Raw genomic sequence first — 16,356 nt, forward strand, 5'->3', positions numbered from 1 at the left:
GAGGGCCCCGTGTTCCCGGGTTGTGCGGTCGGCCCTACCTCCGCCTCCGCCCCGGCCCCGCGCGTTAGGCTCGGCGGAGTGACCGACCCGAAACCATCTGCCGCGGACGCTGTTCACCCCATCGTCCGGCAGACCGCCGAATGGGCCTGGCGGTTGCTGGTGATCTTCGCCCTGGTCGCGGTGCTGGCGGCGGCAGTGCGGCGACTCGACACGGTGGTGATCCCGCTGGCCATCGCCATGCTGGCGGCCGCGCTGCTGGCGCCGCTGGTGGACTGGATGCAGCGCCGCGGGGTGCCCCGCGGGGTGGGGGTTTTCGTCGCGCTGGTCGGTTCGCTCGGGCTGGTCGCCGGCGTGGTGACCTTCGTGGTGGAGCAGTTCATCGTGGGTGTGCCGCAGCTGTCCGACGAGTTCACCAACAGTATCCACAAGGTCCAGGACTGGGCCATCAACGGTCCGATGCACCTGAGCGACGACCAGATCCGCAATGCCGGCGATGCCGCGGTCCGGGCCATCCAGTCCAATCAGGACACGCTCACCAGCGGCGCGCTGACCACCGCGACCATGATCGGCCATATCCTGACCGGCACCTTCCTCACCCTGTTCATCCTCATCTTCCTGCTCTACAGCGGTGACCAGATCTGGCGGTTCGTCACCCGCGTCGTGCCGACCCCGCACCGGGAACGGGTACGCACCGCGGGAGAACTCGGGTTCGGTTCGCTGGTGGGTTTCGTGCGGGCCACCGTCGTGGTCGCCGCTGTGGACGCGATCGGGATCGGCGCCGGGCTGGCCCTGCTCGGCGTGCCGCTCGCGCTGCCGCTGGGCTCGCTGGTGTTCATCAGCGCGTTCATCCCGATCATCGGTGCCTTCCTGGCCGGTTTCGTGGCGGTGTTCATCGCGCTGGTGACCAAGGGTTTCGTTACCGCGCTCATCGTGCTCGGCATCATTGTCGCGGTGATGCAGCTGGAGGGTCATGTGCTGCAACCGTTGTTGCTCGGGCGTGCCGTCCGGATCCATCCGCTGGCGGTGGTGCTCGCGATCGCCGCGGGCGTGGTGCTGGGCGGTATCGCGGGCGGCCTGCTGGCGGTACCGCTGGTCGCGGTGCTGAACACCGCGATCCGCTCGCTGCTCGCCGCGGACCCCGAGGAATTGCTCGGCGAACTGACACCGGACCGTAAAGGGATCTATGTGGCCGAACCGGATTCACCGGAGGACGGCGAGCATCCCGTGAGCAACAGCCCCCAGGTCCTGGGCCGTTTCGATCTCGGGGCCCTGCTCGCCGAGGTGCAGCGCCGGCTACCACTCGCCCGGACCGTCGCCCTACCGCCGCGCCGCGACGGCTCGGACCCCGAACGCAGCACCTCCACCACCCGGCCCGAAACCGGAGATGAGCAGGGCTGACGTGCCCCCTGCCACCCCCGCATCGGGGAATGCCCTGATGCGGGATCCGGGCTGTGCTGGGTAATCTCGGTCCTATGAACGGCCCCGATCCGGTATTCGACGGTGCGGGTTCCGGTGGCCAGGTGGGCAACCGGGACCTGCGTGTATCCGACGCCGAACGGGAACATGTCGGGCAGCTCCTGCAGCGCGCGGTGGGTCTGGGCATGCTCTCCCTGGGTGAGTTCACCGAGCGGATGGACACCGCGCTGGCCGCCAGGACCCGCGGCGAACTGAATTCGGTGCTCGTCGACCTGCCCGGGGTCCGGTTGATCGGTGAACCCGCCACCGCGCGGGGCGGTCACGGCAAACCCGTGCCGCTACCGCAACCCGGGGACGCCGCCCGCGCGGGGCTGTCGGGGATGGTGCAGGGCGGAGTCATCCGGCCGCGGATGTCCGGGGTGAATCGCCGGGGCAACTGGCAGGTCGCCCCGATGATGCGGGTCAACAGTTGGTTGTCCGGCGTAACCCTGGATTTCACCCAGGCGATCATGACGACCCAGGTGGTGGAGATCCAGGTCGACGACTACGCCAGTTCGCTCACTCTGGTGGTGCCGCAGGAGGCAACGGTCGATCTGGACGGCCTGGAACTGATCGGGTCCAGCGTGAACAACAAGGTGCGCAGCGGTCCGCCGATCGGACCGCTGCATCTACTGGTGCACGGCCGGGTCCGGTTCGGCTCGGTCACCGCCAAACAACCCTTCGCCGCTCATTGGCGCCGGTTGCTCGGGCATTGAGCCGTCGTTGCGGCGGCGCTAGTCCTGTTCGCGGCGGCGCAGTAGTTCGTTCACGCTGACCGAACGACCCTCACTCTGCTGGTGGCGGCCCGAGTCGTCGGCCGGCATCCCGGCCTGCTGACGTCGCGCGGACCGCAGCCCCGCCATCCACGATTCGATGCTGTTGCGTTCGCGCGGGTCGGCGTTCTGCTGCGGACCGACTCCACCGGCGGACTGCTGGGCCAGGCTGTCGGGCCGCGATCCGGCCGGGGCCGGGCGTTCGGCGGGCCGGGTCGGCGGCTCCGGTGCGGGGTAGAGACCGGGTACGCCCGGGGGCTGGGCTCCCGGTACCCGGCGCGGAAGTTCGGGCAGACCCGAGGCGGGTCCGGCCAGGGGCGGGCCGCCGGATTCCGGACCTCGCGGGATCGGGCGCGGCTGCGAACCGTGGTCCTGGCGCAGGCGCGGATCCGCCGGGGCCGGGTGTCCGTCCGGCCCGGGGCGGCGGGGCGGGACGGGCGGTCGCGCCGGACCCTGCCCGGGCCCCGGACGATTGCCGTCGCCTGCCCACCCGCCCGGCTGTCCGGGGCCGGGACGACCGGGCGGCCGGCCCTCGGGCGCCGCGGGGCGCGGCGGTGCGGGCGGTCGGGTCGCGCCGCCGGGCTGTCCGGGTGCGCCGGGGATACGCAGTGAACTGTCCGGCCGCGGGCTGGTCCGGGTCTGCTGCGGGGTGGGCGGCACGGGGGGAGCGTCGGCGGGGCTCGGGTAGACGGTGCGACCGCCGGCGTTCTGGGCCTCCCCGTCGTCGGTCGGTTCGGAGGCGAACAGACCGCGCAGGTTCGGGGTGGCGAAACCGGGCCGGGACGCACCGGGTTGCGGCCGGGCCGGACCACCCGGACCGGGCGGGGTGCGCGGTGCGTCCGACGGCGCAGCGGGCTGCTCCGGGCCCGGCTGGTTCGGCTGGAGGCGGCCGGGTCCGGGCCGGCTACCCGGGAGCGGCCGCAAGTCGTTGCGCGGGGCGGGAGCACGGCCCGGGTCGGCGACGGGAGCGCCCGGACCGCGGCCGGGTTCGGGGGCGCGGCCGGGAAGGCGGCCCGGTACCGGGCCGGATGGCTGCGGGCCCCGCTTCGGCGCCGCCGGGCCTTCCGCGGGTGACTGCGACGCGGCGGGCTGTGGGGCGGGGCCCTCTGTGGACCGTGGTCCGCGGCCGGGTTCCTCGGCTGCGCCGCGGCCGGCTTCGACCGGCCCGTCGGCGGGCGGATTGGCGCGCGGCCGGGTCGGGTCCGGTGCGGTGGGCATCTGCTGTTTGGGTGCCTTCGGGCCGGCGGGGGCCTGTTTGCCCCCGGTCTTGCGCTGACCCTTGGACACCGTCTGCATATGCGCGGTGGGCGCGGCGGCCTCGATCTCCTCGCGGGTGCGCTTGAGCACCGGGGTCTTGCGCTGCTTCTCGGTGTCGAGCGCCGGCATCTGCATGGTGACCGGATCGGTCACCGGGGTCGTCTTGACCAGGTCGACCACATCGCCGCCGCCGGGACGCTCATCGGCCAGGATCGGTTCGCCCAGGCCGATCTTCTGCTGGATCCGTTTCATCCAGGCCGGGGCCCACCAGCAGTCGTCGCCGAGCAGCTTCATGGTCGCCGGCACGAGCAGCATGCGCAGGATGGTGGCGTCGATGATGAGCGCCGCGATCATGCCGTAGGCGATGTACTGCATCATCACCAGATCGGAGAACGCGAACGCGCCGGTCACCACCAGCAGGATCAAAGCCGCGGCGGTGATGATGCGCCCGGTGTGCGCGGTGCCGATCCGCACCGCCTCGGTGGTCGAGGCTCCCATGGCGCGCGCCTCGACCATGCGCGAGAGCAGGAACACCTCGTAATCGGTGGACAGGCCGTAGATGATCGCGATGATCAGCACCAGCACCGGCGACATGATCGGCTGCGGCGTGAAGTTGAGCAGCCCGGCACCGTGACCGTCGACGAAGATCCAGGTGAGAATGCCGAGGGTGGAGCCGAGGCCCAACGCGCTCATCAGCGCCGCCTTGATGGGCAGCACCAAGGAGCCGAAGGTGAGGAACATCAGCACCGTGGTGACAAGCAGCACCAGGGCGATCATCAGCGGCATCCGGTCCAGCAGCGCGTCGATACTGTCGCCCTGCAGGGTCGGCTGACCGCCGACGTACATGGTCACGCCGTCGGGTACTTCGATCGCCCGCAGATACTCCACGGTCGGCCGGTAGTCCTCGGAATCGAGCAGTGTCGCGCTGCTACGGAATACCCCGGACTGCGTCGGCGACTCGGACGGAACCGAAAAACCGGACGCGTCGGCCAGGCCCGGCGCCTTGTCGGCCTCGCGCATCACCTTCGCGATGGCCCGGGTGTCCTCGCTGACGAACACCAGCTGGATGGGGTCGGACTGGCGCAGCGGGAAGGTTTTGTCGAATTCCTCCTGCGCGACTCGGGTGTCGTTGTCCGGCGGCAGGTAGCGTTCGCTCATACCGCCGAAGGCCAGGTTCTTCACCGGGATGATCAGCAGCAGGAGCAGCACACAGATCGGAATGGCGATCTTGAGCGGATGCTGCATGACCCAGGTGGTGGCCCGGCCCCAGAAACTGGCCTCCACCTCCTCGGCGGATTTGGTCTTGCGGATCTGCTTGAAACTGAGCATGTCCACCCGTTTGCCCAGCACACTCAGCATGGCGGGCAGCAGGGTGATCGAGGCCAGGGCGGCGAGCGCGACGGTCGCGATGGTGCCGTAGGCCATGGATTTGAGGAAGCCCTGCGGGAACAGCAGCAGGCCGCCGAGGCTCGCGATGATCATGGTCGCGGAGAAGACGACCGTGCGTCCGGCGGTGACCACCGAGCGACGGACCGCGGCGCGGGTGTCGTAACCCTCGGCCAATTCCTCACGGAACCGGCTGACGATGAACAGGCCGTAGTCGATGGCCAGACCCAGCCCGATCATGGAGACGACCGCGCCGACGAACGTGTTCACCTCGGTGAACTTGGTCAGCATCATGATGATGCCGTTGGCGCTGATGATGGTCAGGCCGCCGATGATCAGCGGCAACGCCGCCGCGACCACGCCGCCGAAAATGAAGAACAGCAGTACACCCACGGCGGGGATGGCCAGGATCTCCATCCGGTGCTGATCGTGGGCCATGGTGTCGTTCAGGGTGCCCGCCACCGGCTGCAGGCCCGCGACCTGCACATTGACGCCTTCGATATCGAAGACGTCCTTGACCGCGCGATAGTTGCGCACCATATCGGTGTCGTTGTCGCCGACGATCGCGACGGAGGCGAAGGTCTTGGTCTTGTCCTGCGAGCCGAACACCGCGGGCTGGGCTTCGCCGGTCTCGGTCTTCCAGTAGGCGCCGTTCACCTTGGCGATCTGGTCCGGATGCTCCCGGGGCAGCCGGTTCAGGCTGTCGACGATCTTGTCGCGGAAGGCCGGATCGCTGTCGACGGTCTGGCCCTCGGGCGCGGTGTAGAGCACCAGCACATCGGCGTTGTGGTCGCGACCGAACGCCTCGTCGGACAGTTCGGCGGCCTTCACCGATTCGGAGTTCGGATCGAACAGACCGCTGGAGCTCAGATGGTCGGCCAGGCCGAGACCGTAGGCCCCCAGGCCCAGCATCCCGGCGACGACGACTCCGATGACGGCGAATCGCAACCGATAGACCAGATCGCCCCAGCGGGTGAACACTTAAGCGACTCCTTGTGCGGGGCGAGAGGTGAGCAGCGCCGACAGCGGCCGGAACGGCTGCAGCCAGGCACCCTCGTCGGGCAGCGAGTCGAGGCTCACCCGCGGCAGCGGTTCACGGAAAACTCCCGGGATGTCCTCGAGGTCGACGAATTCGAGAGTATCGGATGTTACTGCCCAACTCGCGTGCTCGCGGAAGCCGAGTACCTGAACCGGGATGCCGTCGGAGGCGAGCTGCTCCAAAGGTTCCCGGAAGGCCTGGCCGTCGGCCGAGGCCACGATGATCCCGGCCAGGCCCGCGCCCCGGGTGCGCGCGGCGATATGGCCGAGCATATCCGAATCGACATCGGAATCCTCGTCGATCTTCGGCTTGGCGAAAACGGCGTAACCGACATTACGTAGCGCCTCGACCCACGGCCGGACCACATCCGCGGTGCCGGGGGCGATATTGGTGAACACGGTCGCCTCGGGCTCCAGCCGGTTCTTCTCCCCGACGGAGAGTTCGGCCGTGCGGGCCAGCAGCCACCGGCCGAGCGCGTCGAAGCGAGGCCGGTAGGCGGCGGTGGGCCGCCCACCCAGGATGGCGCCCAGTCCCATATCCAGGTTCGGCGCGTCCCAGACCAGCAGGACCCGCCGCAGACCGTCGGTATCCGGCCCTACCGACTCGTCGCCGGATTCGTGCAGACTTCCGGCAACCTCGTCGCCGGCCGGGGCCATCTCACTGACGCTCATCATTCGATCTTGCCCCATATGAACTCGTTGATCGCACTACCGGCGGTGTGTGCCTTGCTCTCGAATTTGGTGACCGGCCGCTCGAAACCGATCGGCGCGGTGTCGCGTTGCGCGGTACCGGCTCCCCCCACGGTCCCGTTCAACCCGATGAGCAGGGGTTGGGTCGCGCCGACCTCGGCGATGTGCTCGGCGTACCCGGCGTGGTCGGTCGCCACGTGCAGGATCCCGCCGGGGCGCAGCCGGTCGGCGATGAGCGCGAGGGTGGCCGGTTGCAGCAACCGGCGCTTGTGGTGGCGCGCCTTGGGCCACGGGTCCGGGAAGAATACGCGCACACCGGTCAGCGATCCGGGAGCAATCATGTTCTCCAGCACGTCCACGGCATCGCCGCGTAGCAGCCGGATATTACCGATCTCCTCGCGTTCGATTCGCTGGACGAGCTGGGCCAACCCGGGCTGATAGACCTCGATGCCGATCAGGTTCAGATGTGGTTCGGCCATGGCCATGGCCGCGGTCGCCGTTCCGGTACCGCAGCCGATCTCGATGACCAGGGGAGCCGAGCGGCCGAACCACGCCTCGGCGTCGAGCGATTCGTCGGCGACTTCGCGGCCGAGTACCGGCCAGCTGCGATCCCATGATTTCTGCTGGTTGGGGGTGAGTGCGCCGCGCCGGGACCGGAAGCTGGTGACCCTGGGATAGAGCCGGGAACCGGCGTGCCGTCGCCGCGGGCCTCCGGTATCGCCGGAGGTTTCCGAGAGGGCAACCGGAACGGACTCGGAGCTGGGGTGCACGGCGTCGTTCACAGCCCTATTGTCCAGCATGGCCGCTTCCGGGCCGCAGCGGACCGGTCCGGGGGCTACCCGTTGGTAGCGCGGGCCGCGGCGCACCCGGCGCGTAGCGGCCCCGGTTCTGACAGAATGCGCACGGAAGAAGGGGGTGTGGCGCGTGTCGGCAGTCGAAGGATCGGACAGGTATATGCGGGAGGGCGGCGCCGGAGATCCGCTGGACCGGCTGATCTCCACGCTCCGGATGGGCGACAGTGCCGACGCGGGGATCGCGAACGGTATCGAGGTGGCGGTGCAGCGCTGGCGGACCCTGCCGCGCGCGCAGGTCGCCGGCCGCACCCGGGCGGGGCGGACCACGGTGGCCCGGGCCCTGGGACTGCGACAGGCGGTGGAGACCGCGCCTGTCGACGAACCGGGCTTCCCCGATCCCGTACTCGACGCCGATATCGTCATCTACGTCCTGGCCAGTACCCCCTCCCCGGGTGACCGGCGGTTACTCGAGTCGCTGCGCCCGGAACGGACGATCCTGGTGCTGAACAAAGCCGATGCGATCGGCACCGGCTGGGCGGACGCGGTGGACGCGGCCCGGCAGTTCGCCCGGGAATTCCGGCTGCCCACGTTCCCGATGGTGGGTTCGCTGGCCGCGCGGACCGTTTCCGGTGCGTTCCAGGAGACCGATCTGGCGCTGCTGCGCCGGCTGGCGCAGTCCGGTATCGCGGCGGCGTTGTCCGCCGAGGCCTTCGTCTCACCGGCGGTGGGCCCCGATACCGATGAACGCGCGGAATTGCTCGAACGCTGGGATCTGTACGGGCTGGCCTGTGTGCTGACCGCTCTGGAACGGGAACCGGACCTCGCTCCGCAGACGGTCCTGCAGATGCTGCACATTGTCAGCGGGGTCGATCCGGTGGCGCGACTGCTCGGGCAGCGCTATCAGCAGGCGGTATCCCGCCGGGCGGGGATCCTGATCGATGAACTGACCCGGCTGGCGGTGCGTGCCGTGCCACACGGACGCAGCCGGGCGCGGGCACTGATCACCGAATACCTCGACACCGACGAGGCGCGGTGGCTGGCGCTGTGCGGCGGTCTGGTCGACCCGGAAGTAGCTCATCTGGCCGCGGGCTATCCCCGGCCCGAGCCCGAGGACGCCGACGACGCGCTGGCCCGCGCCATCCGGTGGCGGGCGGTGGTGGCCGGGGATATGGCGCCGGGTGCGCGCCGCGCGGCCATCCGGGTCCACAACGGTTACGTCCGGATGTGGGAGCGGATGAGCAGTGTCGGACTCTGACCCGGGTCCGGGGGCAAGGCCGCCGGACCCGCGGGGGTCGTCCGGTGCCGCGGCGGTGCATACGCTGCCCGACGCCGTGGCCGAGGTGGTGGCGCGCTGGAATCCGCAGGGTATGGCGTTGTTGCGGACGATGCCGGTCTCCGGCGCCGTGGCCGAGGTGCGGCTCATCGGCGCCGATGACGCGAACACCGCCCTGTTGCGTACCGAACTCACCCATCTCGAACCCCGGATCGAGCTCGGCGCGCCCACGGCCGATCCGTGGGTGAACGCCGCACCGGGCAGTGTGGTGCTGCTGATCCTCGACGCCGGCGTGGTGATCGGTGCGGCGGAGCTGGACACCGTACGCCGGCTGTGCGCCGCGGGGGCCCGGGTACTGCTGGTGCTGAACGGTACCCATGCGCACAAGGACTGGCAGCTGGTCCGGGACCGCAGCGCTCAGCAGCTGGCCGCCGCGGAGCTGGACTGCGAGATCGTGCCGGTATCGGCCCGGCTGGCCCTGGCGGCCCGGACCGGGGCCGATTCGACATTGCTCGACCGTTCCGGGCTGGCCGCGCTGCACGCCCGGCTGGTCGCGCTCACCACCGATACCGCTACCGCGGGCGCCCGCCGCGCGGCAGCCCTCGCCCAGGTGGTCGCCGGAACCCGGGAACGAATCGCGCAGGAGGAGGCCCGGCTGCGGTCGGGCACCGAAGTCGAGCTGCTGCGAGCGGAACGGGCCCGGCTGCTCGCCGATCGGGACGGCGGGCGCGCGGTGGCGGTATCCACCCTGCGTGCCCAGATCAACCTGGCCCGGGTGGATCTGCTCACTCAGGTCGGCTCCCGCGTGCGGGGATTGCATGCCGAGGCCCGGGCCGAACTGGACAGCATGGATCGCGGGGGCGGGCGCGACTTCCCGGAGCGGTTGCGGCAGGCGGTCGGGCAGTTGACCGGGACGGTGGACCTGGATATCGCCGCCCGGCTGACCGAACTGCGGGCGCGGGCGGCGGCCGCGCACCCGGCGAGCGTCCCACTCGCGGAGGGGACGCCCACGCCGCGGTACGAACCCGCGCCCACGCTCGGTCCGGATCCGCAACCCCGGCGCGGGGGTGTCGAAGATCACCTGATGATCGTGTTGGGCGCCTCGGCCGGAGTCGGTCTGGGACGGCTGATGGTGTCGCCACTGGCGTTGGTACCGGCATTGGACGTGGCGAGCGTGCCGGTGACACTGCTGCTCGGTGCGGGCGCGGCCGCGTGGGTGGTGCGGGCGCGGCGCCAGCTCGCCGACCGCGATCACCTGCGGCAGTGGGTCGCCGACGCGGTGGCGAATGTGAAAGCCCAGCTCGAGCAGCGAGCGGTGACCGCGCTGGTGGAGACCGAATCCGACCTCTCCGACGAAATGGTGCGAGCCGCGGCGGCCGGCATGGTGGATGTGGACCGCCGGGTGGCCGAACTGGAGGCGGCATTGCGCCGCGCCACCACCGGACAGCCCGGCCGCCTCGCCGCGTGTGCCCGCGACCGGCAGATACTGGAGCAGTGGTCCCCGGTGGCCGGAAAATAGTTTGTCCACCCCTATTGATCGGCAACCCGCTTCCATAGGGGGCGCAATACCGCGTTAACCTCTAGACAGGAACCTGGGCGTCCGCTTCGCGCCTTAGTACACTGCCTCGATCCGGCGGTGCACAGGGTGGACCGTTGCGGAAGCCTCACCCGCCAATGGTGGCGCTAGGTGTTTTCGCGCTGGTCACGGGCCCAAGGGCCAGGGCGGAAGCATTCTTCGCCGCCCATTTCAGGAGAGTTTTCATGACCTCAGCGACCATTCCCGGTCTTCGTGGATCCGACGGCACCGCGCCGACCGAACACAGCGAACTGCTCGCCTGGGTTCAGGAGGTCGCCGAACTGACTCAGCCGGATCGAGTCGTCTGGGCGGACGGTTCCGACGCCGAATGGGATCGGCTCACCACACAGCTCGTCGAGGCGGGAACCTTCCGCAAGCTCGACGAGAAGAAGAAACCGAACTCGTTCCTGGCTTTATCCGATCCTTCCGACGTGGCCCGCGTCGAATCGCGCACCTTCATCTGTTCGAAGACCGCCGAGGACGCCGGGCCGACCAACAACTGGGTCGACCCCGCGGAGATGCGGGCCACCATGACCGAGCTCTACCGGGGCTCGATGAAGGGCCGCACCATGTACGTGGTGCCGTTCTGCATGGGCCCGCTCGGTGCCGAGGACCCCAAGCTGGGTGTCGAGATCACCGATTCGGAGTACGTCGTGGTGTCCATGCGGGTGATGACCCGGATGGGCCGGGCCGCGCTGGAGCTGCTGGGTACGGATCGGCCCTTCGTGAAAGCGCTGCATTCGGTGGGCGCGCCGCTGGCCGAGGGCCAGGCCGATGTCCCGTGGCCGTGCAACGACACGAAATACATCACGCACTTCCCGGAGGACCGCGAGATCTGGAGCTACGGCTCCGGCTACGGCGGCAACGCGCTGCTGGGCAAGAAGTGCTACTCGCTGCGGATCGCCTCGGCCATGGCCCACGACGAGGGCTGGCTGGCCGAGCACATGCTCATCCTCAAACTGATCTCCCCGGAGAACAAGGCCTACTACATCGCGGCGGCCTTCCCGAGCGCCTGCGGTAAGACCAACCTCGCCATGATCCAGCCGACCGTGCCGGGCTGGCGCGCGGAGACCCTGGGCGACGATATCGCCTGGATGCGGTTCGGTAAGGACGGCCGCCTCTACGCGGTGAACCCCGAGTTCGGTTTCTTCGGTGTCGCCCCCGGCACCAACCGTTCGTCCAATCCCAACGCGATGGAGACGCTGGAGGCGGGCAACACCGTCTACACCAATGTCGCGCGCACCGACGACAACGATGTGTGGTGGGAGGGCCTCGAGGGCGAGCCCGATCATCTGATCGACTGGAAGGGCAACGACTGGTACCTGCGGGAGACCGAGACGCTGGCCGCGCATCCCAACTCCCGGTACTGCACCCCCATGTCGCAGTGCCCGACCCTGGCGCCCGAATGGGACGACCCGCAGGGGGTGCCGATCTCGGCGATCCTGTTCGGCGGTCGCCGCAAGACCACGGTGCCGCTGGTGACCGAATCCTTCGACTGGCAGCACGGTGTGTTCATGGGCGCCACGCTCTCCTCGGAGCAGACCGCGGCCGCCGAGGGCAAGGTCGGTACCGTGCGCCGCGACCCGATGGCGATGTTGCCGTTCCTCGGCTACCACGTGGGCGACTACCTGGGGCACTGGATCAATCTCGGCAAGAACGCCGACGCGGCCAAGCTGCCCAAGATCTTCTACGTGAACTGGTTCCGGCGTGGTGACGACGGCCGCTTCCTGTGGCCGGGCTTCGGTGAGAACTCCCGGGTGCTGGAGTGGATCGTCGGCCGCATCGAGGGTTCGGCCGAGGCCGAGAGCACCGCGATCGGTCAGGTGCCGACCGCCGCGCAGCTGGATCTGGCCGGCCTGGATGTGGAAGCCGCCGATGTCGACGCGGCGCTCGCGGTGAACGTGGACGAATGGCGGGCCGAGATCCCGCTCATCGAAGAGTGGTTCGAGTTCGTCGGCGACAAGCTGCCCTCCGGCGTGCGCGACGAGTTCGAGGCGCTCAAACAGCGCGTGCAGTGAGCAGGGTGGTCGTCCGGGCTCGGCTCGGGTGACCCATAGCTATTCCTCTCCGCGACCCGCGGCGAACATCGGTTCGTCGCGGGTCGCGTTGTCTCGCGGGTGTACCCGGCGGTGCCGGATCCGGCCTCCTGGTGCCTTATTCTGGATGTGTCCTGGATCTCAGACCACGCACTTCCGATTGGACGTCCCGATTCGCCCGATCGGCTCCCGCCGTCGTTATCCGTGGCCGAGCCGATCACCCCCGAGAGGTGGTTGGAAACATGGCCGAGAAGCTCATGACCCCGGAAGCCTCCGACGGTGTGCCGGTCAGTACACCGCTGCGCCGGGAGGCGGGGCGGTTGCGTGCGGTTCTCCCGGACGGGTGGCGGGTCGACGTGGTGGCGTCCGGCGACCCGGCCCAGGGCGACGAACCCGTTGTCCGGGCGGTTCCGGCCACCGATTAGTTTGCTGTACGAATTTCCCGTCCGATGCGGCCGAGATCGGCCGGCTCGAGTGTCCTCGCGCGCGACCGGTGTTTCAGTGCCGCGAAAGCGGGGTGCCGGTAAGGATCGTGTCACCTGGTACAACCGGCCCGGCGCTGGTCGATGTCGGAGTAGCTCTGCCACGCGTGATAAGGGAGCTGGACCAGGATGAGCTGGAGGTCGAGCTGGACATGAACAGCCGGCTCACCCTCAGTGGCGGCTGATCAGCTCAGCCCCATCGCGGCCTGCTGGTTGCATACGCAGTGCGGCGCGACCTGTTCGTCTTTCGCTATGCAGTGGCGGACTGGCCATGCTCATCCGTCAGGCCGGCTTGGCGGCGGACAGGTAGGTGCTCAGCGCTTCGGTCACACCGGGTGTGCCGAGCCAAGTATCGAAACCGATGAGGTCGGGGTTGGCGGCACGGCAATTCCGCAGGTCGGCCGCCGGCCGATCGACGTCGTCGTACATGCCGGCAAGCGCGGCTGCCCGCTGCGGGTTCTGTGCCCGGATCTCGTCCAACGAGATCTGCTGATATCGCACTGCCCGGCCTGTGGCGGCCGCGATGGAGGCCGCGATCTGAGGCGTAGTCAGTTCGTCCCCGGCGATGTCCATCTCACGGCCCATCCAGTCGGCCGGCTCGGTGAGTGCGCGCGCGGCGAACGAGCCGATATCGGCGACCGCGACGAGCTGTTCGACCACGTCCGGCGGGGTCGTGGAGGCGAGCACGCCGTCGGGGCGGAGCCCGCGGAAGGCACCGAGATAGTTCTCCATGAACCCGACCGGGCGCAGGATGGTGGCGGGTACGTGTGTACTGCGCAGGTACTCCTCGAGCTGGGTCTTGGGACGCAGCAGCGGGCTCGTGTCGGGCCGGTCGGCGCTCAGCGCGGAGGAGTAGACGATGTGCCCGACCCCAGCCTGCACGGCCGCGTCGATGATCGCTCGCCCGCGACGCAGCTCATCGTCGGGACCGATGTCCGGAGTCGCTCGCGGCGATATGAAGCCGGGCTGGTAGAGGAACAGACCGGCGGCCCCGCGCAACGCCTCGCCGACGGCATCCATGTCGTCGAGCGACCCCGGGACGACCTCTGCGCCCCTGTCGGCGAGACGCCGAGCGGCGTCCCTGCTCGGGTCCCGCACCACCGCGCGTACTGGACACCCGGCCGCGAGCAGGGCGTGCACCGCGGCGCAACCTTGGCGACCTGATGCCGCAAACACCGTGATCAATTCAGACACGTCGCCACTCCTGAGCGTCGTAGGCGATATTATCCGGGTTGGTAAACCCGGAAAGAGACGATACGGAATCCGGAACCCGCTTACAAGAGGGATGTGCGATGTCTTCGAGGAGAGCTCCGCGGGCCGACGCCCAGCGCAACCGCCAGCGCGTGCTCGACGTCGCTGAACAGGTCTTCGCCGAAGAGGGCAAGAGCGCGGGCCTGCTGGACATCGCCGCTCGAGCGGGCGTCGGCGCCGGAACCGTCTACCGGCACTTCCCCACGAAGGAGGCCCTCTACGCGGCTGTCATCTCCGCCCGGCTCACCGAGCTCCTCGACCTCGTGCCGGACCTGCCCGACGACCCGCCGGGCACGCGAATCGTCGAGTTCTGGCGCTTGGCGGTGCAGCAGGTACGCGAGAACGTCGCCCTGTGCGAACTCGTCACCACCGGTCAGCGCCTCGACATCGACCCTGACGTCGGACAGCGCTACCTCGCCACCCTCGGCGAACTCGTCGACCGAGCACGCGACGCCGGCCGACTCCGCGAAAACCTGACCACCGCGGATGTCATCTCCATGCTTGCGGCCGCCGCCACCGCCGAAGCGCGAGATCACGACGCGCCACCGGGCCGCCTGGCCGATCTGATATCCGCATCCATCTTCACCTGACCGCCTCACTTGGTTGAAAGTCATCAATGACCAACTGGGGCGCCGATTCCGCTGAAACATCCCGACCACCATTGGAATCCGCGGGCATCACCCCACGAACGAACGGCGTGGCCGAACGATTTATCGCCGCTACCACGACGACGCGACCTGGCCGACCTCGCCGAGGAATACAGCGTCGGCCGCTCCACCATCCACCGCATCATCAGCGGTACGGCCCCACGCGCCTGGAACATGCCTGTAACCGCGTCATGCCCCAGGTGACACGATTCTTACCGGCACCCCGAACCGGGTGCTGTGGCAAACTTTCGATTTCCACGGGGGGCGCTGCGCGCGAAGAGAACTGGTGATCCGGGTCAGGGGAATGGGTCATGGTCAGAGCATTGTCGCAGGTAGTCGAGCCTCGAAATCCGACCTCCCGGTTCGTGTTTCATCGAACGCACTATTGCGTTTTGTTGCTGAAAGGCGCATGCTGTTAGCCAGATATCAGCTCGCTCCATTCATCGAACCGAATACCCGCGATTGGGAGAGGCGTTCATGGCGGTGCAAGTGATCGGCCGGGCGTTGATGACAAGCGACCAGACCGACCATCAAGCGAAAAGCGTTGGCAGCGGCGGCTGGGTCGTGTCCTTCCTACCGGGGCGTACCCTGACCACGGAGCAGGCGATGGCGGCCATGCAGGCCGCCGAGGCCGTGGCCGTGGTCGGTGGGCTGGCCGATCTCGTGGGGCTCACCACTCTCGAAACAGTCGGCCTGGCCATTCAGGAATCACCCTGGACCAGATCCGAGCCGGTGGTGCGCAGCGGCTGGCGCGGCCGGATCGGCCGCAGCCGTGCGCAAGTGGCGCTTTGATCCCTCAGCCGGGTTTGCTCGCGACGACCACGAGATTGCTGACCAGTAACTCCCGGATACCGGGCACTCGCACCAGCCACCACGCCCAGCGCGGGTGGTAACGGGGGAACAGCGCGAAGACGTGCGCAGGTGTGCGCTGCGACCAGCGCACACCGTCGGCCGCCCGGACCGCGAACAGCGAGGTGCCGAAGCGGTTCTTCGGCTCCTTACCGTGCCGGCGCCGGTACCGGCGGGCGGCGTACTCCCCGCCGAGATAATGCCAGGGGCCGGTCTCGTGGCCGCCGAACGGACCGAGCCACACCGTGTAGGACAGCACGATCATGCCGCCGGGCCGGGTCACCCGCACCATTTCGTCGGCCATCCGCCACGGATCCGGCACGTGCTCGGCGACATTGGACGAAAAACAGATGTCGACCGCGTCGTCCCGGAACGGCAGCGCCATCCCGGAGCCGCGCACGGCGGCGGGTACCGAGATACCGGCGGCGTGCATTTCCGAGGGATCCGGTTCCACCGGGATATAGCGGGCACCGGCTCGGGCGAACTCGTCGGCGAAGTAGCCGGGGCCGCCACCGACATCGAGGACGGTGGCCCCGGCGAGATCGCGGCCGGTGAGATCGGCGTAGAAATCGGCGAGCAGATGGGCGCTGTCGGTGGCGATACCGCCGTAGAAGCGCGCGGGATCGGTCTGTTCGAAACGGAAACTGTGCAGCAGGCGCAGCGACCGGCGCACCGAGGCGCGGCGCGCGAAGCGGAAACGCTTCGGCACCGACCGGGCCGGGGAGCCGGCGGAACCGGGCCGGGGCAGGGTATCGGCGTCGCCGCCCGTCTCGGGCGATATCCGGTCCACAGCTGATTCCTCGGCGTCGAGCACGATGCCGAGTTTCCCATATTGTGAAAGATGACAGA

14 protein-coding genes are annotated in these 16,356 nt (G+C 69.0%); 9 read left to right on the top strand and 5 right to left on the bottom strand.

Annotated elements, in window-relative coordinates; translation table 11 throughout:
* Positions 1 to 78 precede the first annotated feature (78 nt).
* Both NS4_RS27165 and NS4_RS27170 read left to right on the top strand, forming a co-directional pair.
* Positions 79 to 1,398 carry an AI-2E family transporter gene (locus tag NS4_RS27165; protein ID WP_245665766.1) on the top strand — a complete coding sequence of 440 codons (1,320 nt, stop codon included), beginning with the start codon at positions 79 to 81 and terminating at the stop codon, positions 1,396 to 1,398.
* Positions 1,399 to 1,520: 122 nt separating this feature from the next.
* Positions 1,521 to 2,171: a DUF1707 SHOCT-like domain-containing protein gene (locus NS4_RS27170; RefSeq protein WP_157106281.1), complete on the top strand. Its 651-nt coding sequence runs from the start codon at positions 1,521 to 1,523 to the stop codon at positions 2,169 to 2,171.
* A gap of 18 nt (positions 2,172 to 2,189) precedes the next feature.
* Here the strand turns inward: NS4_RS27170 and NS4_RS27175 are convergent, their stop codons facing one another.
* From NS4_RS27175 to trmB, 3 genes are read right to left on the bottom strand one after another with little or no spacing between them, the layout of a single operon-like run.
* Positions 2,190 to 5,852: an MMPL family transporter gene (locus tag NS4_RS27175; RefSeq protein ID WP_063062342.1), complete on the bottom strand. Its 3,663-nt coding sequence runs from the start codon at positions 5,850 to 5,852 to the stop codon at positions 2,190 to 2,192.
* Positions 5,853 to 6,581, bottom strand: a complete 729-nt coding sequence (locus NS4_RS27180; RefSeq protein ID WP_063062343.1) for an NYN domain-containing protein — start codon at positions 6,579 to 6,581, stop codon at positions 5,853 to 5,855.
* Positions 6,581 to 7,399 carry a tRNA (guanosine(46)-N7)-methyltransferase TrmB gene (trmB, locus tag NS4_RS27185; protein WP_063062344.1) on the bottom strand — a complete coding sequence of 273 codons (819 nt, stop codon included), beginning with the start codon at positions 7,397 to 7,399 and terminating at the stop codon, positions 6,581 to 6,583. Before trmB ends, NS4_RS27180 begins: the two co-directional genes overlap by 1 nt.
* Positions 7,400 to 7,553: 154 nt before the next feature.
* Between trmB and NS4_RS27190 the strand changes: the two genes are divergently transcribed.
* The 5 genes from NS4_RS27190 (at position 7,554) to NS4_RS33725 (ending at position 12,945) form a co-directional block, all read left to right on the top strand.
* On the top strand, positions 7,554 to 8,648 hold the full coding sequence (locus NS4_RS27190) for a hypothetical protein (protein ID WP_063062345.1): 1,095 nt from the start codon (positions 7,554 to 7,556) through the stop codon (positions 8,646 to 8,648).
* A 55-nt stretch (positions 8,649 to 8,703) separates the two neighbouring features.
* Positions 8,704 to 10,185, top strand: a complete 1,482-nt coding sequence (locus NS4_RS27195) for a hypothetical protein (protein WP_063062346.1) — start codon at positions 8,704 to 8,706, stop codon at positions 10,183 to 10,185.
* 242 nt (positions 10,186 to 10,427) lie between these two features.
* On the top strand, positions 10,428 to 12,260 hold the full coding sequence (locus NS4_RS27200; protein ID WP_063062347.1) for a phosphoenolpyruvate carboxykinase (GTP): 1,833 nt from the start codon (positions 10,428 to 10,430) through the stop codon (positions 12,258 to 12,260).
* 260 nt (positions 12,261 to 12,520) lie between these two features.
* Complete coding sequence (locus NS4_RS27205; RefSeq protein ID WP_063062348.1) at positions 12,521 to 12,703, top strand: hypothetical protein; 183 nt, start codon at positions 12,521 to 12,523, stop codon at positions 12,701 to 12,703.
* A 107-nt stretch (positions 12,704 to 12,810) separates the two neighbouring features.
* Entirely contained in the window at positions 12,811 to 12,945 is a 135-nt protein-coding gene (locus NS4_RS33725; RefSeq protein WP_281219988.1) for a hypothetical protein, read from the top strand.
* Positions 12,946 to 13,042: 97 nt separating this feature from the next.
* Here NS4_RS33725 and NS4_RS27210 read toward each other — a convergent pair whose 3' ends face one another.
* Positions 13,043 to 13,954: an NmrA/HSCARG family protein gene (locus NS4_RS27210; protein WP_169811823.1), complete on the bottom strand. Its 912-nt coding sequence runs from the start codon at positions 13,952 to 13,954 to the stop codon at positions 13,043 to 13,045.
* 98 nt (positions 13,955 to 14,052) lie between these two features.
* On the opposite strand from NS4_RS27210, the gene NS4_RS27215 reads away from it, so the two are divergent.
* On the top strand, positions 14,053 to 14,601 hold the full coding sequence (locus NS4_RS27215) for a TetR/AcrR family transcriptional regulator (protein WP_084487777.1): 549 nt from the start codon (positions 14,053 to 14,055) through the stop codon (positions 14,599 to 14,601).
* Between the two features lie 534 nt (positions 14,602 to 15,135).
* The gene (locus NS4_RS27220) at positions 15,136 to 15,450 is read left to right on the top strand and encodes a hypothetical protein (protein WP_063062351.1); all 315 of its coding nucleotides are present in this window, start codon (positions 15,136 to 15,138) and stop codon (positions 15,448 to 15,450) included.
* Between the two features lie 4 nt (positions 15,451 to 15,454).
* On the opposite strand, the gene NS4_RS27225 is transcribed toward NS4_RS27220, so the two are convergent.
* The gene (locus tag NS4_RS27225) at positions 15,455 to 16,255 is read right to left on the bottom strand and encodes a class I SAM-dependent methyltransferase (protein ID WP_063062358.1); all 801 of its coding nucleotides are present in this window, start codon (positions 16,253 to 16,255) and stop codon (positions 15,455 to 15,457) included.
* Between the last annotated feature and the right edge of the window lie 101 nt (positions 16,256 to 16,356).

Source organism: Nocardia sienata NBRC 100364 (assembly GCF_001613205.1).
Classification (GTDB): domain Bacteria; phylum Actinomycetota; class Actinomycetes; order Mycobacteriales; family Mycobacteriaceae; genus Nocardia; species Nocardia sienata.

Coding starts and splice junctions, on each gene's coding strand:
- NS4_RS27215 (WP_084487777.1), top strand. CDS start 14,053: ATGTCTTCGAGGAGAGCTCCGCGGGCCGACGCCCAGCGCAACCGCCAG.
- NS4_RS27190 (WP_063062345.1), top strand. CDS start 7,554: ATGCGGGAGGGCGGCGCCGGAGATCCGCTGGACCGGCTGATCTCCACG.
- NS4_RS27205 (WP_063062348.1), top strand. CDS start 12,521: ATGGCCGAGAAGCTCATGACCCCGGAAGCCTCCGACGGTGTGCCGGTC.
- trmB (WP_063062344.1), bottom strand. CDS start 7,399: ATGCTGGACAATAGGGCTGTGAACGACGCCGTGCACCCCAGCTCCGAG.
- NS4_RS27200 (WP_063062347.1), top strand. CDS start 10,428: ATGACCTCAGCGACCATTCCCGGTCTTCGTGGATCCGACGGCACCGCG.
- NS4_RS27180 (WP_063062343.1), bottom strand. CDS start 6,581: ATGAGCGTCAGTGAGATGGCCCCGGCCGGCGACGAGGTTGCCGGAAGT.
- NS4_RS27220 (WP_063062351.1), top strand. CDS start 15,136: ATGGCGGTGCAAGTGATCGGCCGGGCGTTGATGACAAGCGACCAGACC.